The following is a 23,055-nucleotide window of genomic DNA, read 5'->3' on the forward strand; positions in this document are numbered from 1 at the left end:
CAGGTACCTCCGTTAATATAATATCGTCATTTATCTTTTACTTAGGATATGATGATTATTTAACAAAAATTGACTACGAGAGTGGTGTAATGCTTCAATCCGTTCTTCTGCCATACGGTCAGCAGCAAGATATGTTGGGATATTATCTCGTTTCGAAATTTCAAATACTCTTTCCAAACTACCATAAATCTCTTCTACTTTTTTCATTGCTCTAGCTTGATTATAGCCATTTAGTTCATCTGCCACATTAATAACACCACCTGCATTAATAACATAGTCTGGTGCATACACAATTCCTTTTTCATGCAGGATATCACCGTGTTTTGATGATTTAAGTTGGTTATTTGCCGAACCTGCAATAACACTTGCTTTTAATCGAGGGATTGTATCATCATTTACCGTAGCACCTAGTGCACAAGGTGCATAAATATCACAATCTACATCATAGATAGCACCTGGATCTACCGCAGTAGCACCAAATGCGTCAACTACTCGTTTTACTGCTTGGTCATTAATATCTGTTACGACCAATTTTGCACCCTCTTCATGTAAATACTCACATAACGTATATGCTACATTTCCTAATCCTTGGACAGCAATCGTTTTTCCTGCGAGTGAATCACTACCAAACGCTTCTTTAGCAGAAGCCTTCATCCCTTTATATACACCGTAAGCTGTTACAGGAGATGGATTTCCCGATGAACCATCTGCAGATGAAGTCCCAGTAACAAAGTCTGTTTCCATCTGGATATAATCCATATCTTGTTCCGTTGTTCCAACATCCTCAGCGGTGATATATCTTCCATTTAATCCTTGTATATAGCGTCCAAAGGCACGAAACATTTCAGGGTTTTTATCCTTTCTTGGATCGCCAATGATAACGGTTTTCCCTCCACCAAGATTTAGGCCAGCTGCAGCATTTTTATAAGTCATCCCTTTTGCTAAACGTAATGCATCTTCAATTGCTTCTTCTTCGGAATCATATGTCCACATTCTTGTACCACCCAGCGCTGGTCCAATCGTTGTGTCGTGAATTGCAATAATTGCTTTCAACCCCGAACGTTTATCTTGACAAAATACCAATTGCTCATAATCATAATTCTCCATATACTTAAAAATTTCCATTAGTATTCCTCCCTAAAAAGTTTTGGATGAAGCTAAAGCTAATGATAATGAATAAAGTTTACTTTCAGCTGAATCTGCTCTAGATGTCAATATAATAGGTGCTTTAGCTCCACTAATAATAGCCGCAACCTTTGCTTGTGCAAAATAAATAAATGATTTATATAATGCATTCCCAACATCAATTGTTGGAACCATTAAGAGATCTGCCTTCCCTGCCACTTCAGAAGTAATGTTTTTTTGATTAGCAGCCTCTAGTGAGATAGCATTATCAAATGCTAATGGGCCATCTACAATACACCCTTTTATTTGGCCTCGTTTTTGCATTTGTGTTAGTGCAGCCGCATCCAACGTTGACCTTATTGATGGATTTACCACCTCAACAGGACTAATGACAGCAACCTTAGGCATTCTAAAGCCAATCCCTCTGGCAACCTTTACTGCATTATCTACTATTTGAACCTTTTGATTTAAATCAGGTTCAATATTCATGGCAGCATCCGTTAAAAAAAACAACCTATTTTGATTAGGAATTTCAAAAAGTGCAACATGAGACAAGACATTTCCAGTACGTAACCCGTATTCTTTATTTAAGACTGCCTGAAGTATTTTTTTTGTTGGAACGTGGCCTTTCATCAAAATATCTGCTTTTTGCTGATGTACCGCTTTAACTGCTTCATCTGCAACATTTGTAACTACATGGCTTACTTCTATATTTCCTTGCTTAACGTCTAAATTTATATCGTTAGCAATGGCTATAATTTGTTTTTCATCTCCAAATAGAATGAACGAACATAAATCTAGCTCAATTGCCTTTTTTACAGCCAACAAAACTGTTTCATCACCAGCATTTGCAATGGCAACGGTTTGATTTTTTTCTTGTTTGACTTGATCCTGTAACGTTGCTAATGAATTCATACCTCGCCTCCTATTCTCTCACTAATATTAACTGCAAAAATCGTGCCAATCACTTTTCGTTGAAAGCGCTTTTATAGCAAAGGTCGCACTTTGCAATTTATTGCATCTATGAACGATTTTGCATGTCAGTCTTTTCAATTTTGTACTTGTCCATTTTATAATAAAGATTTCGAACGGAAATATGAAGTGCTTTAGCTGTTTGTGTTTTATTAAAGTCGTTTTGTTTATAAACTGAGTAAATAAAGTCCTTTTCAAAATCTTCTACAGCCATTTGTAGTGGCTGTTCTGTGGTCCGTTCAGTCCGAATTAATTGCCCTGTTTCACCATTTTCTTTAACCTCGTTTTGAAGATTAGGTATGTGGCTTTTTTGAATAACTTCCTCACTCATACCCATATAAATCATGGCCCGGCCAATAACATTTTCTAATTCTCTCACATTCCCAGGCCATTGATACTCCATTAATTCTTCTAGTGCATCATTAGCAATGGTCCGTACATTTCGTCCATAGTCTTGGTTAATTTTATGGATAATATGTTGTACCAACTGTGGTAAGTCAGCAATCCTTTCGTGGAGGGATGGAACAAAAATAGGTAAGCGATTGAGGCGATAATACAGATCCTCGCGAAAGATTTTGTTCATAATCGCTTTTTCTAAATTTATATTGGTTGCACCTATAATCCGAACATCAATCGTAATTGGATCTGTTCCTCCAACCCGGACGATTTCACCCTCTTGTAGCACCCGAAGTAGTTTTGCTTGCATATGCAACGATAACTCACCGATTTCATCTAAAAATATACTCCCTCGATGTGCCTCTTCGAATAAGCCTTTTTTTCCGCCGCGTTTAGCACCAGAAAATGCTCCTTCTTCATATCCAAACAATTCACTTTCTAGTATCGACTCTGCAATAGCAGCACAATTAACCCGAATAAATTTGTTATGTTTACGATCACTTTCATTATGAATAGCATGGGCAAATAATTCTTTTCCTGTTCCAGATTCTCCTCTTAAAAGAACTGTTGCTGGTGTTTTAGCACCAACTTTTGCTTGCTCTAGGGCGAGTTTCATCTCTTGTGATGAACCAATAATATCATTAAAGGTATATTTTGCTTCTAAGCTTCGAATAATCTGCCTAGCTCGTTTTAACTCACTGGTTAAAGACTGAATTTCAGAAACATCATGTAATACACCGACACTACCTTTTAATTTACCATCTACAATAACCGGAGCAACGTTCACCAATACATCCTTTTTAGATGGTCCTACTTTCATTCGAACTCCTCTTACGGGACGGCGTGTTTGGAGAACTTTTAAGTGCATACTTTCTCCTTCTGATATATCAACGGTAGCTGGTTCACCAATAATATCAGCTTCTCGTAAGCCAGTAATTCGCGTATAGGCTGGATTAATCATTAATCCGTACCCGTTTTCATCCACAACACTAATTGCTTCATCTGAGGATTGAATAATGGCTTCAAGCATCGTCTTTATATCTTTTAAGTCTGTATTTTCTTCTGCTAAATCAACGACCTCTGTAATATCTTTAAAAACTGCAAATGCTCCAATTAGCTGTTGTTCTTCATTAATAATAGGGATTCTCGTTGTAATCACTTTCTTGCCGTTTTCTAACACTAATTTTTGATTAACTTCCTTCCTCCGCGAACGTAAAACATGTGGTAATCGTGAATCTGTAATAACGTCTGTAATGTGCTTCCCTAAAAAGTCATCCCTCGAAATACCAACAATCCTTTCTGCACTATCATTTACAAATTCTACATTTTCTCGGTCATTAATGACGATCATCCCGTCACGAATATTATTTAAGACTAACGTTTGATTGTTCATTTGTTGTTTAAGCTGATTCAATAAGGACTCTTTTTCATCAAATAGTTCCGCTATGATATATGCAACAGACCCTGGAATGACAATCGATTGGCTATCTTTTGTTTCAATAATGCGATTTAAAACGTTTTCATCCCCAGTCGCCTCAATAATAATATCGATTTCGTTATGTATCCATTTTTCCCATTGTTGAGCCGTTTTAACATTTAAACTTTTGGCTAATTGTAATGCTGGAGCATCTATATTTTTATCAATAATTGCTACTACTTTCATTCGATTTGTTGCATGCAGTATTTTTAATAGTGCAGTACCGCCTTTACCACCACCAATAATTAAAACGCGTTTCATAAAACCCCCACCTTGCAATATTTTGCATAATTTCATCATACGTTATTCTGCACTTTTTGGCAATTAAGTTTTAATTCCTTCTCAAATTATTTTTTGCTATACTTACAATAGATCATTAAGTGAAGGAGAAGAAATATGGTTCGCATAATTGCTGTATTAGCTCTAGTCATCCCAGGTATCATTTCTGCCTTTGGTATAAAATTAATGCGTGATGCAATGTTTCAAGATATATATCCAATTTTCTTTCATGTTGTTGTTCAATTTATTTTTGGACTTGTCTTTTTCATCGGAGGAATTGCATTTATTGGAGGATTTATCATTTATCGAGACAGAAAAAATGCATATAAAGCTATAGAAGAAAAGCAAAAAGATAGCTAATAGTGCATGTTCAAAAAGGAGGATAAAAAAGACCGAGTCGGCTAAAGTTTCATGCGTCCTGTTGTAACGCCTCATGCTAACGTCCTGTCGAGTCTCACTGGCTAACATCGTCACGTCAATCGCAATGCCAGTACTAGCACGTCCTGTCGAGTCGAAACGAGCCTAAGAGACCCCGCAGTGTGGGTTTCGCAACGGAGGCTCGTGGGAGTCCTAAGGTGTGCGAAATGTTTTTCCGAAGCGATAATTATAGCTGAAACTTTACGACGCATCATACATCAACAATGTATAAAGATGCATTCGTAAAAAAACAACAATCTCTTATAAAACAGTATCTTAAAAAGGATAGAAGGAATCAATATATACAATGTTCGGCCGTTTGAATGACATTTAGACATAATTTGTGGTAATATTTTAAAATGAACTAAATTATTCTACGGAGAGATGTCAAACATGAAAGTAGCAAAATTTGGAGGAAGTTCAGTAGCAAGTGCTACACAAATCAAAAAGGTCGGATCAATTATACAAGAAGACCCACAACGTAAATTTATTGTGGTATCTGCACCAGGGAAACGTCACGGCAACGATGAAAAAATAACAGATCTTTTAATTAAGCTTGCAGACACCCATTTTCAACATCAACCGATTGATGCTATTTTGAACAAAATTATGAATCGATTTTCTGAAATTATAGAAGGATTACAGTTATCAAAAGCTATTATCGATGATATCCTACAATCGATTAAATCCATTTTGTCCAGTACAATTACTGATGAACGGAAAGCGGACAGACTTAAATCAATTGGTGAGGATAGTTCTGCCAAAATAGTGAGTGCTTACCTTTCTTCTTTAGGACTTAAAGCCAATTATGTTAATCCAAAAGATGCAGGAATTATGGTTAGTAATGAACCAGGAAATGCACAAATATTATCTGAGAGTTTTGCAAAACTATATAAATTGCGTGAAACACAAGGTATTCAAGTTATCCCAGGCTTTTTTGGGTATACGGCAGATGATGAGTTAGTAACCTTTTCTAGAGGTGGATCTGACATCACTGGATCAATAGTAGCAGCTGGAGTAAAAGCGTCTTTATATGAAAATTTTACGGATGTTGATTCTGTTTATACCGTCAATCCACAAATTGTGCAAGACCCAAAGGAAATTACAAGTTTAACTTATAAAGAAATGCGAGAACTATCTTATGCTGGATTTTCAGTTTTTCATGATGAAGCACTTATACCTGCATTTAAAGAGAAAATTCCAGTATGCATTAAAAATACAAATAATCCAAAAGCACCTGGAACAATGATCGTCTCAAGTAAGTTACAAGCCGAAAAATGTGTCGTCGGGATTGCTAGTGATACCGAATTCTGTAATCTATATGTCAGTAAATATTTAATGAACAGAGAGTTAGGGTTTGGACGTAAACTATTTCAAATCTTAGAAGATGAGAATATATCCTTTGAACACGCTCCTTCAGGTATTGATGACATGTCAGTTATTTTAAGACAGTCCCAACTGACTTTAGAAAAGGAAACTACGATTGTAGAGCGTATAAAAAATGAATTACATCCAGACATCGTGAGTATTGAACGAGACCTTGCTATGATCATGATTGTTGGAGAAGGAATTATGAGTACAGTTGGAATAGCTCAAAAAGCAACAAGTGCCTTCTCTGAGGCAAATGTTAATATCGAAATGATTAACCAAGGTTCTTCAGAGGTTTCCATGATGTTCGGGATTAAAGCAGAAGGATTAAATCGTGCAATCCAATCCCTATATCGTGTCTTTTTTACGTAATAAAAAATGTTTTCATCTTCCTTGTTTTTTATGACGTATCATCTATATTATGTGCAATAGTTTTGTTTGAACAGATGTCGCACTTATGCCCCTGGTGAAAGCGAAGTGTATTTCGGTAGCGGTATTCATAGCTAAATTTACTGTATAATCCATCAACTATGCATTAGATTTATACGAAGAAGCAGCTGTCTTTAGAAAAACAACCTAAAAAATTACTGTATATGATCATTTTCATATACAGTAATTTTTTGCTCTAATAAAGAATATTTATATAAATCCATTATCTCAGCTTGCTTTATGATCTAGTCTTAGTCGATCTGCCACCATTGCGATAAACTCAGAATTAGTCGGTTTCGCTTTGGAGATGCTCACTGTATATCCAAATAAAGCAGAAATGGAATCAATATTTCCTCTACTCCATGCTACTTCAATAGCATGTCGAATGGCACGTTCGACTCTTGATGCAGTTGTATTATATTTTTTGGCTATATCTGGATATAACACTTTTGTGATAGATCCTAACAATTCTATATCAGAATACACCATTGTAATTGCTTCTCTTAAATACATATATCCCTTTATATGTGCTGGAACACCAATTTCATGAATAATGTTAGTGATACTTTCCTCTAGATCTCTTTTCTTTCGTTCCTTTTTCACAGTGCCATTTGTTGTGTTTGGTTGAATAAGCTGGCTTCCTTGTACTTGACGAATCTGTTCTGCTAAATGATCTAAATCAAATGGCTTTAATATAAAATAGGAAGCACCTAAGTCAACTGCTTTCTTCATAACCTCCTCTTGACCGAAAGCTGTCAACATAATTACATTTGGCATCGCTTTTTCACTTTCTCTTAATTTATTTAGTACTGCTAAACCATCTACATGTGGCATAATGATATCTAATATTAACACATCTGGATTTAATTCATCCATTATTTCCAGACAGTCTTTTCCATTATGCGCTACGCCAATCACCTCAATATCTTTTTGCTCAGCAAAATATTCTTGTAATAAGTCAACCAATTCTCGATTATCGTCCACTATACATACTGAAATTTTATCCACCTAAAGTATCCTCCTTTATGTATTCGATCTTTCCCGTATTATATATTCGACAGAAAAACGAAATATCCTTTTTTTTAGCTAAAAACTTTAAATTTTTTTCTAATATCTTTAAATATCTTTTATTTACTTAAAAAATCGATATAAAACGATAAATTATGATAGCATTTGACAAAAATTAATGTGTATTTGTCGAATAATATTTTGTTTAAGATTGATTGTATTATATCACAAATCGTCAAAATAATTAAAGAACAAAAGCTAGAAGTACTTTGATCACTCCCGGTTAAAAACTTGGCTTGTCGCCAAGTCCTTATGGCGAAAACTTTAGTTGCACTTATGCAGTAGGACCGTTGTCTTTCTTATTTGCCAAGCATAATCCAAGCCTGGGGCGTGGTGCTTTTTACGCGTAATGTGGATTGACTTATGACCTTGAGGTGGTAGGCGCTGGCCGATGAAAACTCGGGCGTCCTTATGTCTAGAGGTACTAGGACATCCTATCCGTCTCACTGGCTAAAATCGTCACGTCAATCGCAACGCCAATACTAGGACATAAATGGCTCGAAGCTGACATGGCCTTTCCTATAAAAGGTAGTAATGGGGCCAACTTTTTTCTTTCTTACATTATAAAAATAAAAAGACTTGAAATGGGGAACTAACCCATTACAAGTCTTTGCTTAACTTGCTTTATTTTCTTGTTCCTCTTTATCAATTGCTATTCCTGCATCTTGAAGCATCCATTCTATATGCACACCATATCCACTAGTTGGATCATTAACAAAAACATGGGTAACGGCTCCTATAATTTTGCCATCCTGAATAATTGGACTACCACTCATCCCTTGTACAATGCCCCCAGTAGCATTCAACAATTTGTCATCTTTAATCTGAATAATCATCCCTTTTGTTGCTGGGTATTTTTGCGGAACACTACTTACAACCTCTACATCAAATTCCTCCACTTTTTCTCCATCAATAACCGTTAAAATTTTTGCAGGTCCCTCTTTTACTTCATGTGAGAGTGCGACAGGCATCGGATCATCATGAACATCATTTGTAATGGATTTATTTAGTTCCCCGAAAATGCCAAATGGACTATTTTTAGTAATAGAACCAATCTGATCTTCCTTTATCGAAAATTTTGCTTGCTTTTCTCCTGGTGTTCCATTATTTCCTTTATCAATGGATTCGATGGAGGATTTTACAATGGTACCGTCATGAATTTCAATTGGCTTTTGTGTATCCATATCTGATATAACATGACCTAATGCACCATATTTTTTCGACTTTGGATGATGGAAGGTCATTGTTCCAATTCCTGCTGCAGAATCTCGAATATAAAGACCTATTCGATATTCACTTTCTTTTTTATCCATTACAGGATGTAATGTTGTTTCAATTGTCTCGTCTCCTCGTTTAATTTTAAGCTGTAAGGATTCGTTGTTTTTACCAGCTTCTTCTACATATGGCTTAACTTCCGTCATCTCTTGAATAGTGTCACCATTTATTTCTAAAATTATATCGCCGACTTTCACATCGGCATCTTCACCTGGTGATAATTCACCTTCCTTCCCGTTAACTAAATGATGACCAACTACTAGCACTCCTTCTGTATGAAGTTGGACACCTATTGATTGGCCTCCTGGAATAACCTTTAAATCATCCAATACAGAGACATTTACTTTTTTAACAGGAAGTCCTGCAAGTTCATATATTATTTGATCATTTCCAGCCTTTGTTGTTTGAAATTGAGAAGAGTCTAACGCCTGAATCACTTCTTCTTCTGAATTCACTTCAACATTTGTTCCTAACGTTGGTAATTCCAATGGTATATCACTGTTAAATGTAACAATCTCATTTGGAATGGAAAGATATTTTTGTAAAGGTGTTAGAAAGGGAGCAGCTATAACTGCAACGAGTAATAAAACACCTATCCATAAACGAATATTAGATATATTTCTCAATACATTTCACTCTCCTCTTTCCAAACCCATACCATAATTGTTGCTGTATTTCTAATGTGACCGAACAACACTTTTTTTAAACTGGTGAAAGATAAGAAAACCTGTGTAACATTTCCTCTAAAAAAGTTTCCTGAAACGTGAATAGAGATTAATCGAAATAAAAAAAGCCAAAAGGAAGTTGGCTTTTGAAGATACTTTCTACGTTGTCACTTGTTTGTAATTTTTTGCTAAATCAAGTAACTCTTTTGCATGTTGTTTAGCTGTATCCGTCAACTGCGTCCCAGTAATCATTCGGCTCAGTTCCTCAACTTTTGTCGTTTCGTTTAATTCATTTATTTGCGTAATGGTTCGATTATTTTCTTCCTTCTTATGGATTAACTTATGCGTATCTGCCATAGCAGCTACTTGTGGCAAATGTGTAATACACAATACTTGTGAGTCTGTTGATATTTGATATATTTTTTCGGCAATTGCTTGTGCAACTCGGCCACTTACACCAGTATCCACTTCATCAAAAATAACACTTGTTACACCTTGATGTTTTGCAAATAACTTTTTCATTGCTAACATTATTCTGGATAATTCTCCACCAGAAGCTACCTTATCGATTGGTTTTAATGGCTCCCCAGGATTTGTCGAGAGAAGAAATTGGACATAATCAAAACCATCTTCATGTAACTTCAAACCATGTTCACTAGCTGAGTCTTTTTTTACGTCAAATTCCACAGAAAAAGACGCTTTTTCTAAATACAATCCCTGTAATTCGGACTGAATTTCCGTCGTTAGTAAAGCCGCAGCTTTTTTACGAAGATCATGTAATTGTTTTGCTTCTAAATAGGCATCTGCTTCTAATTCACCTATTTCATTAGCTAATTTGGTTAAGTGTGAGTCTCTATGGGTAATTTCTTCGATCTCTTCTTCAATTTTACCCAAATAGTCTAGCATTTCATTCACATTTGAGCCATATTTTTTCTTCAAACGATTTATTTCATGAAGTCTTGCCTCGATTTCATTTAATCGATTGACATCAAACTCTAACGTTTCGGTATAATTCCGTAATTCAGCAGTTAAATCCTCAATCAAATAATACGAATTTGTTAATGTATCCGCCTTTTCTGCTATAAAGTTGTCCACATCACGATTCATTTGTAATGCTTGTTGTGCATTATATAACCACTCAAGTCCTCTCTGTTCTCCATATAATGAGTTATAAGCATCTTGCAAGCCTCTATGTATACGTTCAAAATTCGCAAGTTGTTCTCGTTCCTTTTCTAATTGTTCATCTTCGTTAGGTGTAAGGTTAGCTTGCTCTAATTCCTTTTTCTGAAATGATAATAAATCTAAACGATGTGCCATTTCTTGTTCATTTTCACTCAATGTTTTATACCGCTTTTTCAAATTCGATAACTTTAAGTATAAGTTAATAAATTCTTCTTTAGATCCCTTAATTTGTTCAGCATCAAATAAATCCAATAACACCAGATGATTACCTGGATCCATTAAAGACTGTGTTTCATGCTGACTATGGATATCGATTAACGTTTTTCCAAATTCCTTTAAAATAGCTAACGTTACTAATTTCCCATTTACACGACAAATACTTTTACCATTTGCAGTAATCGTGCGGTTTAAAATGACCATCTTATCTTGTACGTCAATTCCATAGTGGTTAGCAATGTGAAAAACAGGGTGCAGATCATCATCAATTGAAAATAATCCCTCTATTTCGGCTTTTTTTGTGCCATGTCGCACATACTCTACAGACCCGCGGCCACCAGCCAATAATTGTAATGCATCAATGATGATGGATTTACCTGCACCTGTTTCACCAGATAATACTGTAAGACCTCCATTAAATTCAATCACGATCTTGTCAATAATTGCAAAATCACGAATCGATAATTCCATTAACATCGTATTCACCCCATCTAGATGTGTTTATAACATCTCAATAAACCGCTTCTTTATTGCTTCTGTATCACTTTCTGTACGACAAATAATAAGACACGTATCATCTCCACATATTGTACCCATTATTTCTTCCCAATCTAAGTTGTCAATCAAAACCCCTACCGCATGAGCATTTCCTGGGAGTGTTCTTAATACAATAAAATGACTTGCATGATCAATTTTCACAAATGCATCACGGATTAGTCGCTTTAATTTATCCAATGGATTAAAACGTTGATCTGCAGGTAAACTATATTTATAATGACCATTTGTCGATGGCACTTTGACAAGATGTAGTTCTTTTATATCACGCGAAACAGTAGCTTGTGTTACTCGATAACCTAATGCTTTTAACTGATCCACTAGTTCATCTTGTGTCTCTATCTCATTTTCTGTAATTAGTTCACGAATTTTAATATGACGCTGCACTTTACTCATGTAACGTATCCCCTTTATTAAGTATGAAGCGAGATATGTGCCTCTTCCACCTTCTGTTTTATCTCGTCTGTTGTGAATCGCTTGTTCTCTTGGTCCGTTCCCCATCCTAAATATGCCAAAAACTCTATATTTCCATCACCACCAGTTACCGGTGAGTATGTTAGGTCAAAAAGTTGATAGCGCTCCCTTTCAGCAAAATATAGAATTTTTTGAAGTACTTGTAGATGAACAGCTTTATCACGAACAATTCCTTTTTTCCCTACTTGTTGCTTTCCAGCTTCGAATTGCGGCTTTATTAAGGCAACAATTTTACTGTTTTTTGCTAAAATCTCTTTTAATACGGGTAATATTAATTGAAGGGAGATAAATGATACATCAATCGTGGCAAAATTCGGTGTTCCTTGATCAAACATGTTTGGTGTCACATAACGAAAGTTTGTTCTTTCCATAACCACAACACGGTCATCATTCCTTAATTTCCAATCCAATTGATTGTATCCAACATCAATGGCATAACAAAGCTTAGCACCATTTTGCAGGGCACAATCCGTAAATCCTCCAGTAGAAGATCCAACATCCACCATTGTTTTGCCAGCAACATCAATGGTGAAGTACTTTAAAGCCTTTTCTAATTTCAACCCTCCACGTCCAACATAAGGGATTCCTTTTCCTTTTACAGTTAATGGGATTTCCTCATCAACTTTCATACCTGGCTTGTCCAAACGTGTTTGTTCTGAAAATACTAAACCAGCCATAATTACCCGCTTGGCTTTTTCTCTTGTTTCTATTAAGTTCCGTTCTACTAATAATACATCTAATCGTTTTTTACTCATTTTTTATGCTTTCCCTTTAGTTTGTTTTTTCTTGCTTTTAGAGGATTTTTTATCCTTTGGTAAAATACGTACCTTTAAATTATCCTGAATAAGTCCAATTACCTTACCTGAGAAAAAAATAATGGTTGTCGAATAATGAATTGCTAAAAACTTCCCAACCGCTTTTCCACCTACTGTAAGCGCAGCAACCAAACTAGTAATTATTACTTGTAATACTATTTGTAAGGTAGATCCATCTCCATTTCCAAAAATCATTGAAATCTGTAATACAACTATTGCAGAAGCTGTTCCACTTATAATTCCAGAAATATCTCCAATGACATCATTACAAAAACTGGCGAACTTATCTGCATTACGAACGATAACAATTGATTCTTTAGCACCATTTACTTTTTCTGCAGCCATTGCATGAAAAGGAGTTTCGCTAGCTGCGGTAGCAGCAATACCTAACATATCAAAGACAACACCAAGTAAGACAATTAAAAATACAATCAGTAGCCCAACGAGCCATATGACATCCCCTAATATAGAAGATGAAATAATTGAAAAAATAGCCGCTAACACAAACGTGATAACGGCAATAGATATGCTAAACTTAATCGAACTTTTGGCTTTTGAATTCATAATATACCTCAAAGTAAAAAATAATATGTATGCTCGGGGAATGGTCGCATAAAAGGTAAAAACTGCGGCTTAGGTCCAGTAGGTTTTCCCAAGTGGATACCTGATGTTGCCATCCAGGCGGTTTCCCTTTAAATCCACCTTAGCTATGTCGCCATTAGCTAGACTGGATTACCACTTAGCCCGCACTATAATCCCTTTTATACGTCCATATGAACAGTCTAGGAGTTTTCCTCAGCAGTCTTTAGCCGTTCCCTAGCCTCTTTTGCAGTACTGATTTCATAGAGATGAAAAAATCAAGCTAGTGGCCACCTAGTTTGATTTTTATTAGCTCTAATCCCCTCAATACCACTCAAGGCAGGCTACGCTGCAAATAAGGTGTCCCTTTCCCTATTATGCAGGTTCATACCCCATTCCATAGTGGTCCCTAAGCTTAGTTACCACCACAGAGATGGGCCTCCGCGGTAATCGGGTCAACGCCCACATGCCTTTGTGGATCGCCCGAAAACCTTAACTCCCAGCACTGACCCAAGGCTGGGCGCCTCAAGCCAGCACAAGGAACTTCATCGATGTGCCCTTTAGCGGATTTTTAGGCCCGCCTTCAGGAACGGAGGACTGACTAGAATACTGCACCATTCCCTGTATACTTAAATTATAACACAAAACTTCAAAAATCTCTATGCCATTTTCTTAATGATCACGTTGACTAACGTAGTCCAAAAAGTACAAGAGATAGGAATTGCTCGCCTCCGCTTTTTCTAGAGCCCCTATAGCCCAATCGATATATTCTTCTTTTTTGGCAATTGCTCCTTCTAAACCTAATAAGGCTGGATATGTGCTTTTTTCATTTTCCACATCACTACCAGTTGGCTTTCCAAGCTTATTTGGATCACCTATAATATCCAGTATGTCATCTTGTACTTGAAAAACTAAACCTAAATAATAAACAAATTCATCTAGATGTTTTAGCTGGTTCTCACTTGCATTTGCAATTTGTGCTCCACTAAGAACCGCAAAGCGTAATAAGGCACCTGTTTTTAATGTATGGATTTTTTCTAATTCTTCTAGTGTTATTGCTTTATTTTCAGCTTTCATATCTAAAAACTGACCCGCAACCATCCCTTTAGGTCCACTAGATTCAGCTAATAATTGGAGGATTTTTACTTTTTGTGTATCTGTTAACAGTGGATCTTTTGCAATAATTTCAAAGCTATACGTTAGTAATGCATCCCCAGCTAGTATTGCAGTAGCTTCGTCAAATTTAATATGATTAGTTGGTTTCCCTCTCCGTAAATCATCATTATCCATAGAAGGCAAATCATCATGAATAAGCGAATAAGTATGAATCATTTCTAGAGCAATTGCTGTGGAAAGTGCCTTCTCGATCTCCTCACCATATGACTTGAAACTTGCAAGAACCAATATAGGTCTCATCCGTTTTCCACCAGCTTCGATCGAGTATAACATGGATTCCTTTAATCTGTCTGGGATGGATAACCTTTGTAAGTAGTTGCTCATTACTTGATGTATACGAGCGCTATGTTCTTTTATAAATTCCTCCAACGTAGCATGCACCTTTATTCTTCCCCCTGTATGTTAAATGATTCCACTTTTCCTTGATCTTTCATAATTTGTGTCATCTGTTCTTGAACATTTGTTAATTTATCATTACATAATTTAGACATTTCCATGCCTTCTTTATAATAAGCAATTGCTTTTTCTAAGGGAACATCGCCTTCTTCTAATTTTTTTACGATATTCTCTAGTGCTTCCATTGCGTCTTCAAAGGAAAGTTCATCTTTTTGCTCCATCTTTCTCCTCCTTTATCGAATCTACATGGCAATATAGATCACCGTCAGATAATGTTACCTTTATATTGTCATATACCTTCACTTGTTGCGTTGATCTAATAATCTTTGTTTCTTCTGTATATGGAATGGCGTATCCCCGTTTCATAATTTCTAAAGGGTTTAATAACGTTAGCTTATCAAGCATTGACGATAACTCGGATTGTTTTTGCTCCAAAATAGCTGTCATGATGATCTGATGTTGCTGTTTGAGTCGCTGTAAATCTGTCTCTCTTTGTTGCAACTGTTTATTTGGATGTTGAATGTGTAAACGCGTTTGCCAGTTAGAGACATGTTGTCTGCGTTCTTTTACCAAACTTTCGGTTGCTTTAGCTAATCGCTCTACTAATTTATCTAATTCTTGTTCCTTTCGTGTAACTAATTGTTCTGGGTATCGGAATGCATACGATTGATTTAGCCGTTGTAAATGATTAGTAGAGTTAGTCATAATAGCTGTAAGCATTCTAGTTAACGAACGTTTCATCGTATTAATTCTTTCTAATAGCTCCACTTGAGAAGGTACCGCTAGTTCTGCCGCACCAGTTGGGGTAGCTGCTCGTTTATCACTGACAAAGTCACTAATCGTAAAATCTGTTTCATGACCTACTGCAGATATAATTGGAATTTCAGAATGATATATTGCATTTGCAACGATTTCTTCATTAAAACTCCACAATTCCTCTATTGATCCTCCACCACGGCCTACAATCAAAACATCATATGCTTCTGGAGTACGATTTGCATATTCAATCGCACGCTTTATAGACTCTGCTGCACCACTGCCTTGTACGAGGACAGGCAAAATAGTTGTTTTAACAATTGGGTATCTTCTTTTAATTGTTGTTAGGATATCTCTTACAGCTGCACCAGTTGGGGACGTAATAATCCCAATATGCTCCGGATAAGCCGGCAGATTTTTTTTATACGTATCATTAAAATACCCTTTTTGCTGTAATTTTTCTTTTAATTGTTCAAATGCTAAATATAAGGATCCCATTCCATCAGGCTCCATCTCATGGATATAGAGCTGATATTGTCCTTGTGGCTCAAAGACACCAATTTCTCCTTTTATGAGAACATCCATTCCATCTTCTGGCATAAACTTTAAGTGTCTGTTATAACCTGCAAACATCACTGCTTTTATGCGTGTTTGATTATCTTTAATCGTTAAATACATATGACCACGGTTATGGTGTTTAAAATTCGAAATTTCCCCTTTGAGCCAGATATTCTTAAGATGTGGATCCGTTTCAAACTTCCGCTTTATGTATTTTGTTAAAGCAGTGACCGTTAAATAATTGTTTTTCACTAATTCTTCAACCCTTTTGCTGCTTTAATGGTATTTTTCAGTAGCATTGCAATTGTCATAGGACCCACACCTTTTGGGACTGGTGTTAAAAAAGATGCCCGTTCTACTACAGAATCAAAATCTACATCACCAGTTAAGGAACCATCCTCTAATCGATTGATTCCGACATCAATCACAACTGCACCTTCTTTTATATGTTGCTTTTGAATAACATGAGCTTTTCCAATTGCTACAATTAAAATATCAGCTTGTTCTGTATAAGAAGTTAAATCTTTTGTTCTAGAATGGCAATACGTAACCGTTGCATTTTCATTTAGTAATAGCTGCCCGACAGGTTTTCCTACAATATTACTTCTTCCTATAATAACAACATGTTGTCCCTCAATCTGGATATTCTTTGATTTAAGCATTGTCACTATACCAAAAGGTGTACAAGGTAAAAAGGTATCTTTACCAGTCATCATTCTACCGACACTAATTGGGTGAAAACCATCCACATCTTTTTCTGGTTCAATTGTTTCAATTACCTTTTGTTCCGATATATGACTTGGCAATGGTAGTTGGACTAAAATACCATGAACAGAATTGTTTTGATTCAAATCCTCGATTGTTGTTAATAATTCTTGTTCAGTCGTGTTTTCAGGTAATTGGATAAGTTCTGATGAGATCCCCACTTCATTTGAGGCTTTTTGTTTTCCTTTTACATACGATTTGGAAGCAGGATTATCGCCCACAAGAATAACTGTTAAATGTGGTGTAATGTTGCTACTTTCCTTTAATGCTAAGACTTCCTTTTTCATTTCATTTCTGAGCTGCTGAGCCAATTCCTTTCCATTAATAATTTCAGCAGACATTCCTAACATCCCCTTTATGATATAATTTTAGATAACACACCATTTACAAATTTCCCGGATTTTTCCTCTCCATAACGGTTGGCCAACTCAACCGCCTCATTAATAGAGACATTGGTTGGAACATCATCCAAGTACTTAATTTCATACAAACTAATTCGTAATACTGTTTTCTCAACAGAAGCAATTCGATTAATTGTCCATTTCTCAAGATGAGTGGAAATGGTTTCATCTAATTCCTCTCGTTTTTCTCTAACACCCTGTACAAGTTTGCTTCCATAATCATCTACTTGTATTGAATCAGTATCATCTTCTATTTCTTCAAGTTGATCATCATTCATATCTAACTGAAATAATATCTTAAATGCATTTTCTCTTGCTGTATGCCGATTCATTATCAATACTCCTTTTAATACATATCTCTTACCAAAATAATAACATGTTTATGGATAGAAAAGCTAGGAACTAACCAGCCAGCTATATTATTGAACACACCTACAAGAGACATGCATATCTATGGCAGAATTCAAAAAGAAAGGCTGTTTTTAAAAGATATTACGATGTATAATATAAATGTTGCGATGTTAAAAACCAATAAAGAATACGAAAAGAGCTTAGAAAAACTCGCATTCGATCGTCCTTTAGCGAATGTGTTCGTTTTTCTTATACTTGGGACATTAAAATTTTAGCAACGTCGAGTCTACTTCTTAGCTAAAATTTTATACTTTCCTAACGTGGAACTAAAGCTAGAAGCGTCTTGATCGCCCCCGATTAGAAAACTTGGCTTTTCGCCAAGTTCTTATGGCGAAAGCCTTAGTTGCATTTATGCAGTGGATTGACTTATGACCTCAAGGGGGTAGGCGCTGGACGATGAAAACTCGTGCGTCCATATGTCTATCCGCACTAGGACGTCAATCGCTCGAAGCTGGACGTGGCTGTTCCTGTATAAATAAAGCCAACATTTTATACTTTCCTAACGTGCAAAAGAAAACAAGGTCAAAAAAAGACATAAGCCTTTTTGAGACCTTGTTATATTACTCGTAATCTGCTTCTTCTGCATCCATTTGCACCCCAACTACGTGGACATTAATTTCATCAATATCAAGTGCAGTCATATTTTTTAACGTTTCACGAATGTTTGTTTGTAACTTTTGTGCAACTTGTGGAATAGACATACCAAATTGTAATACAACGTAAACATCAATCAAAATCCCATTATCCGTAAGTTCCACTTTTACACCTTTGCTATGGGATTTTTTACCAAATCGTTCAACTACCCCAGTGGCAAAATTACCGCGCATCGATGATATGCCATCGACTTCTGAAGCTGCAATTCCTGCAATAACCTCAATTACTTCTGGAGCAATTTCCACTTTTCCTAGACTTGTTTCATTACTAACATTTAATAATGGTTGCTCAGCCATCTTTTCACTCCTTTACATAACATATATATGTCTTGGCAGGACATTATTTCTCCACAATAGGATTTTCCTCCAAGAAGTTCGTATTAAAATCACCTTTCATAAATACATCATGTTCCATAATTAAGCGATGAAATGGAATGGTAGTATGAACACCTTCTACTACAAATTCATCTAATGAACGTTTCATTCGTTTAATTGCCTCTTCTCGAGTAGGAGCATAGGCAATAAGTTTTGCTACCATCGAATCGTAATACGGAGGAATTTGATAACCAGTATACACTGCCGAATCTACTCTGACCCCAAACCCACCAGGTGGTAAGTACATATTAATCTGCCCAGCTGATGGCATAAAGTTTTTAAATGGATTCTCTGCGTTTATTCGACATTCAATTGCCCATCCTTCAAATGTAATATCTGCTTGTTGGAAAGATAGTGTCTCATTATTCGCCACTTTTATTTGCTCTTTAATTAAATCGACACCAGTAACCATTTCCGTTACAGGATGCTCCACTTGAATACGAGTATTCATTTCCATAAAATAAAATGCTTGACTCTTTCGATCGAAAATATATTCAATGGTACCTGCCCCCACATAACCAACTGCTTTAGCTGCTTTAACAGAAGCTTCTCCCATTTCCTTTCTAATTTCAGGTGTTATCGCCGGAGAAGGTGATTCCTCAATAAGCTTTTGCAATCTTCTTTGAATCGTACAATCACGTTCTCCTAAATGGACGACATTCCCATGATTATCTGCCAATACTTGAATTTCTACATGACGAAAATCTTCAATGAATTTTTCAATATATACACCAGGGTTACCAAAGGCTGTTTCGGCTTCTTTTTGTGTTACCCGTATTCCTTTAATTAAATCTTCTTCATTCTTAGCTACTCGGATTCCCTTTCCTCCACCGCCAGCTGTCGCTTTAATAATTACTGGGTATCCAATAGATTTTGCTACTTCTAATGCTTCTTCTTCACTTTCGATGATACCTTCTGATCCAGGAACAACTGGTACATTTGCTTCCTTCATCGTTTCTCGTGCAACATCTTTTATCCCCATTTTTTGAATCGCTTCAGGGGTCGGTCCAACAAAGATAATATTGCATGCTTTGCAAATCTCTGCAAAATCAGCATTCTCTGCTAAGAAACCGTAACCAGGGTGAATTGCATCTACCTCTGTTAACGTTGCTATACTCATAATGTTGGTAAAATTTAAGTAACTATCCTTACTTAATGTTGGTCCTATACAGTACGCTTCATCCGCTAATTGAACGTGTAAAGCATCTTTATCTGCTTCTGAATAAATAGCAACCGTCTCTATATTTAATTCTTTACAAGCTCGTATTATGCGAACTGCAATTTCTCCTCGGTTCGCCACTAGAAGTTTATTAATCATACGTGCTCGTCCCCTCATTTCGTTTTTACTCTAAATAGTGGTTGTCCATACTCGACTAATTCGCCATCTTGTACTAAAACCTCCACAATTTCACCAGTAACTTCAGCTTCAATTTCATTAAATAATTTCATTGCTTCCACAATACATACAATTGTATCATTTTCTACACGACTGCCTACTTTCACGTAAGGATCACTTTCAGGTGATGATGCAGCATAAAATGTTCCAACCATTGGGGATACAATTTCTTGATCGCCTGCTGCATCCTTTGCAACTGGTGTTGAATCTTCTTGTGTCTCCGTTTCATCTTGTGGAACAGGTGCTTGTTTTTCTTTTTGTTTATCCGTTTCAACTTCTTTTACAATTGGTTGTGTACTGGGTTCCTTCGGTTGTACTGCTATAGGATCTTGACCTTTTTTCATCGTAACAGACGTACCATTCGATTCATATGTAAACTCGTCTATGGATGATTGATCAATTAATTTTATTAATTCTCTTATTTCTTGTACTTTAAGCATCTCTTGCACCCCTTCATCTTAAGTCAAATTTAATAACAGGTACTAATAACTCCTCATAACATTGTACGATAAGTTTATCCGTAACATCAATAGAAAAATAAAAATGCACGATTGCTACTAGTTTCGTTTACCATTAAAACGGTTTCACCTACCTATTATAACAATATTCTTATTAGATTGCGAATAGTTATATAGAATGAACAAAAACTAGAAGCGCCTTGATCACCCCCGATTAGAAAACTAGGCTTTTCGCCGAGTTCTTATGGCAAAAGCCTTAGTTGCACTTATACAGTAAGAACGTTTTGTTTCTTATCTGCCAAGCGTAAGCCAAGCCTCGAGGGGGTAGGCGCTGAAGCTGGACGTTGCCTTTCCTATATAGGAAAGTAATGAAGCCGACTTTTTATACTTACCTTTTTAGAAAAACTCGCATTCGCTTGTCCTTAACGAAGGTATTAGTTTTTCTTATACCTGGAATATTAAAATTTTAGCCACGTCGAGTTCACTTCTTAGCTAAAATTTTATACTTTCCTAACGTATAAAAAAGATGCCAAGTTTCTAACTTGACACCATCCAATACACTTAACTTTCAGTAGGTTGATAATTTACATCAACGCGGATTTCACCGAATTCATCCTTCACCATCTGCATAATGTTATTTGCTTCTTCACCAGATAACTCATCGACCTTTACATGGACATGTACTTTATCCTCATCATGTCGAACTAACACATCTTCATAATCTGCTGATGAAATAATGGATTCTTCCAAAATAGATTCTTTTGTCGACAACTGATCTAATTTATCTATTTCGTCCCATGCTTCATTTTTCTCTTCTGTTGTAGCGTTACTTGATGCTAACACTTCTTCATATCGATCTTTTTGTTCACTACGATCATCTTGAATCTCCATTCGAATGGTCGTAAATAATTCATCTCCACCAAGGTTAGAAAAGTTATCTACTTCAGTAGAATCATCATTTTCAGTTGCCTCTGATGCATCATCTGATACATCGTCAGTGGTTGTTGCTTCTTCTGTAACCTCTTGTCCACTATCAATATAAGCTAAATCCTCGTTATCTGGTGATGTCATATAATAGACACTTAACACAATCATCAAACTTAACATCGTTAATAACCATACTGTTTGTTTTTTCAACATATCAAATCCTCCCTAATTTTTTGGCATTACAGATACTCTATGTGACGAGACATCTAAGACTCGTGAAACCGATTCTACTACCCACTGCTTTACAGTTGCATGATCAACACCATTTGCTACAACAAACACCCCTCTTACTTCTGGTTTTTCAGTTTGGATTAATAATGGCACTTCTTGGTCACCCTGTCTGACAAGTACAACTTGTGTTTCTTGTGTACTATCCTCTACTGTTCTTGTTCCACCATTGGTATCTTCTTCCTCATTTGTCTGTTGACTAGTGATTAAATTTTTTTCATATACCTTTACTTCAGTTGAATTCAGATTGACCATTACTTCTACATCTGAAACACCTTGAATTTTTTCTAACATTTCTATTAAGTCTTTTTCATAGCTTGTCTCCAACTCCCCGACATCCGTTGTTGATTCATTATCTTCTTGTGTTGTTGTTTCAGATCTTGATGATTCTTCAGGAGTTATTCTTACTTCCTCTTCCATCGGAGAATCCTCACTCGTTTCAGATGATGAAAATATATTCCCTAACAGAAGAAGTAACAATCCCAATAACCCAACAATTAACAAATATCCTGATTTTTTTGATAGGTTTTTACTTCGAATACTTTCTTTTGCTTCTTGAAAAAAATTTTGTATAAAGCGCTTCAAGATGTCCCTCCCTCCCATTCCAAGGTGATGTCTTTATCCCTAATTTCCCAAATGTCCGCTAATGTTTGTTTGATTTTCTCCTCGTCCAATTCTTCATCATCCTCTTGAAGTGGTTTCTCTGTGTCTATTACAACCTCATCAACGTTCTGAACTGCTCCCTCCCTATCTATTTGTTTCAAATAAACAATGACCTCCTGAAGACCCTCGTATGTTAAGTCCGCTTCATTTTGAAAACGAAATTCAAGATCTGTTAATTCTAGTTGAAACTCCTCCTCTAAAGGGTCTTTTGCTAATTCTTTTAATTGGACAGCCATTTCTTCTAAAATATATGCATGTTGTTGGCTTTGTATATCTACTTTTTGTGATTCTATTAAATTTTCTGTGTCTTCCTCTGTAATTTGGTCAACGGTTAATCCATCTAAAGGCTCTTGTAATACCTTATCCAGGTTGACATCAAATAAATAAAATATAGGTTTTAAAAAAATTAGTAATAAAATGAGACCGACTACTAATTTGATATACTTTTTCATGGAGGTTTGAGGAATAAGCAAATCGATGATCGTTGCTAGTAAAACAAATATAATAATTTGAGTGATCCAATCGATTAACATATTCATG

22 protein-coding genes are annotated in these 23,055 nt (G+C 36.0%); 2 read left to right on the forward strand and 20 right to left on the reverse strand.

What is annotated here, in order from left to right; genetic code table 11:
- Window positions 1–30 precede the first annotated feature (30 nt).
- From GHC26_RS03805 to GHC26_RS03815, 3 genes are all read right to left on the reverse strand, one after another.
- Window positions 31–1,125, reverse strand: a complete 1,095-nt coding sequence (locus tag GHC26_RS03805; protein ID WP_163969945.1) for a Leu/Phe/Val dehydrogenase — start codon at window positions 1,123–1,125, stop codon at window positions 31–33.
- Window positions 1,126–1,137: 12 nt separating this feature from the next.
- Complete coding sequence (gene yqiS / locus GHC26_RS03810; RefSeq protein ID WP_163969946.1) at window positions 1,138–2,040, reverse strand: phosphate butyryltransferase; 903 nt, start codon at window positions 2,038–2,040, stop codon at window positions 1,138–1,140.
- Window positions 2,041–2,146: 106 nt separating this feature from the next.
- Window positions 2,147–4,231 (reverse strand): sigma 54-interacting transcriptional regulator, encoded by a 2,085-nt coding sequence (locus tag GHC26_RS03815; protein ID WP_163969947.1) that lies wholly within the window; start codon window positions 4,229–4,231, stop codon window positions 2,147–2,149.
- A 135-nt stretch (window positions 4,232–4,366) separates the two neighbouring features.
- Here GHC26_RS03815 and GHC26_RS03820 point away from each other — a divergent pair, with 135 nt between their 5' ends.
- A complete protein-coding gene (locus GHC26_RS03820) occupies window positions 4,367–4,609 on the forward strand; it encodes a DUF2627 domain-containing protein (protein WP_163969948.1) in 243 nt (80 codons plus the stop codon).
- Between the two features lie 450 nt (window positions 4,610–5,059).
- A complete protein-coding gene (locus GHC26_RS03825; RefSeq protein WP_163969949.1) occupies window positions 5,060–6,406 on the forward strand; it encodes an aspartate kinase in 1,347 nt (448 codons plus the stop codon).
- Between the two features lie 285 nt (window positions 6,407–6,691).
- Here GHC26_RS03825 and spo0A read toward each other — a convergent pair whose 3' ends face one another.
- The 17 genes from spo0A to spoIIIAF all read right to left on the reverse strand — a co-directional run bounded on the left by spo0A (window position 6,692) and on the right by spoIIIAF (window position 23,054).
- Complete coding sequence (gene spo0A, locus GHC26_RS03830; RefSeq protein ID WP_163969950.1) at window positions 6,692–7,471, reverse strand: sporulation transcription factor Spo0A; 780 nt, start codon at window positions 7,469–7,471, stop codon at window positions 6,692–6,694.
- A 674-nt stretch (window positions 7,472–8,145) separates the two neighbouring features.
- Window positions 8,146–9,432: a SpoIVB peptidase gene (gene spoIVB / locus GHC26_RS03835; RefSeq protein WP_163969951.1), complete on the reverse strand. Its 1,287-nt coding sequence runs from the start codon at window positions 9,430–9,432 to the stop codon at window positions 8,146–8,148.
- 198 nt (window positions 9,433–9,630) lie between these two features.
- Window positions 9,631–11,346 carry a DNA repair protein RecN gene (gene recN / locus GHC26_RS03840; protein WP_163969952.1) on the reverse strand — a complete coding sequence of 572 codons (1,716 nt, stop codon included), beginning with the start codon at window positions 11,344–11,346 and terminating at the stop codon, window positions 9,631–9,633.
- Window positions 11,347–11,370: 24 nt separating this feature from the next.
- Window positions 11,371–11,820 (reverse strand): transcriptional regulator AhrC/ArgR, encoded by a 450-nt coding sequence (ahrC, locus tag GHC26_RS03845; RefSeq protein WP_163969953.1) that lies wholly within the window; start codon window positions 11,818–11,820, stop codon window positions 11,371–11,373.
- Between the two features lie 17 nt (window positions 11,821–11,837).
- A complete protein-coding gene (locus GHC26_RS03850) occupies window positions 11,838–12,653 on the reverse strand; it encodes a TlyA family RNA methyltransferase (RefSeq protein WP_163969954.1) in 816 nt (271 codons plus the stop codon).
- A gap of 3 nt (window positions 12,654–12,656) precedes the next feature.
- A complete protein-coding gene (locus GHC26_RS03855; protein WP_163969955.1) occupies window positions 12,657–13,277 on the reverse strand; it encodes a hypothetical protein in 621 nt (206 codons plus the stop codon).
- A 687-nt stretch (window positions 13,278–13,964) separates the two neighbouring features.
- Entirely contained in the window at window positions 13,965–14,849 is an 885-nt protein-coding gene (locus GHC26_RS03860) for a polyprenyl synthetase family protein (protein WP_163969956.1), read from the reverse strand.
- A gap of 2 nt (window positions 14,850–14,851) precedes the next feature.
- On the reverse strand, window positions 14,852–15,085 hold the full coding sequence (locus tag GHC26_RS03865; RefSeq protein ID WP_163969957.1) for an exodeoxyribonuclease VII small subunit: 234 nt from the start codon (window positions 15,083–15,085) through the stop codon (window positions 14,852–14,854).
- Window positions 15,069–16,430 (reverse strand): exodeoxyribonuclease VII large subunit, encoded by a 1,362-nt coding sequence (xseA, locus tag GHC26_RS03870; RefSeq protein WP_163969958.1) that lies wholly within the window; start codon window positions 16,428–16,430, stop codon window positions 15,069–15,071. The genes GHC26_RS03865 and xseA overlap by 17 nt, the downstream gene beginning before the upstream one ends.
- Window positions 16,430–17,284 carry a bifunctional methylenetetrahydrofolate dehydrogenase/methenyltetrahydrofolate cyclohydrolase FolD gene (gene folD / locus GHC26_RS03875; RefSeq protein ID WP_163969959.1) on the reverse strand — a complete coding sequence of 285 codons (855 nt, stop codon included), beginning with the start codon at window positions 17,282–17,284 and terminating at the stop codon, window positions 16,430–16,432. The genes xseA and folD overlap by 1 nt, the downstream gene beginning before the upstream one ends.
- Before the next feature lie 14 nt (window positions 17,285–17,298).
- Window positions 17,299–17,676, reverse strand: coding sequence for a transcription antitermination factor NusB (nusB, locus tag GHC26_RS03880; RefSeq protein ID WP_163969960.1), 378 nt, complete (start codon window positions 17,674–17,676; stop codon window positions 17,299–17,301).
- A 639-nt stretch (window positions 17,677–18,315) separates the two neighbouring features.
- On the reverse strand, window positions 18,316–18,705 hold the full coding sequence (locus GHC26_RS03885; protein ID WP_163969961.1) for an Asp23/Gls24 family envelope stress response protein: 390 nt from the start codon (window positions 18,703–18,705) through the stop codon (window positions 18,316–18,318).
- A 43-nt stretch (window positions 18,706–18,748) separates the two neighbouring features.
- Window positions 18,749–20,101, reverse strand: a complete 1,353-nt coding sequence (gene accC, locus GHC26_RS03890; protein ID WP_163969962.1) for an acetyl-CoA carboxylase biotin carboxylase subunit — start codon at window positions 20,099–20,101, stop codon at window positions 18,749–18,751.
- 14 nt (window positions 20,102–20,115) lie between these two features.
- Window positions 20,116–20,619 (reverse strand): acetyl-CoA carboxylase biotin carboxyl carrier protein, encoded by a 504-nt coding sequence (gene accB, locus GHC26_RS03895; RefSeq protein WP_163969963.1) that lies wholly within the window; start codon window positions 20,617–20,619, stop codon window positions 20,116–20,118.
- Window positions 20,620–21,198: 579 nt separating this feature from the next.
- A complete protein-coding gene (locus GHC26_RS03900; RefSeq protein WP_163969964.1) occupies window positions 21,199–21,777 on the reverse strand; it encodes a SpoIIIAH-like family protein in 579 nt (192 codons plus the stop codon).
- Window positions 21,778–21,789: 12 nt separating this feature from the next.
- Complete coding sequence (gene spoIIIAG, locus GHC26_RS03905) at window positions 21,790–22,437, reverse strand: stage III sporulation protein AG (RefSeq protein WP_226376842.1); 648 nt, start codon at window positions 22,435–22,437, stop codon at window positions 21,790–21,792.
- Complete coding sequence (spoIIIAF, locus tag GHC26_RS03910; protein WP_163969966.1) at window positions 22,434–23,054, reverse strand: stage III sporulation protein AF; 621 nt, start codon at window positions 23,052–23,054, stop codon at window positions 22,434–22,436. The genes spoIIIAG and spoIIIAF overlap by 4 nt, the downstream gene beginning before the upstream one ends.
- Window position 23,055: the final 1 nt, after the last annotated feature.

The organism is Oceanobacillus halotolerans (assembly GCF_010993955.1).
Taxonomy (GTDB): domain Bacteria; phylum Bacillota; class Bacilli; order Bacillales; family Amphibacillaceae; genus Oceanibacillus_A; species Oceanibacillus_A halotolerans.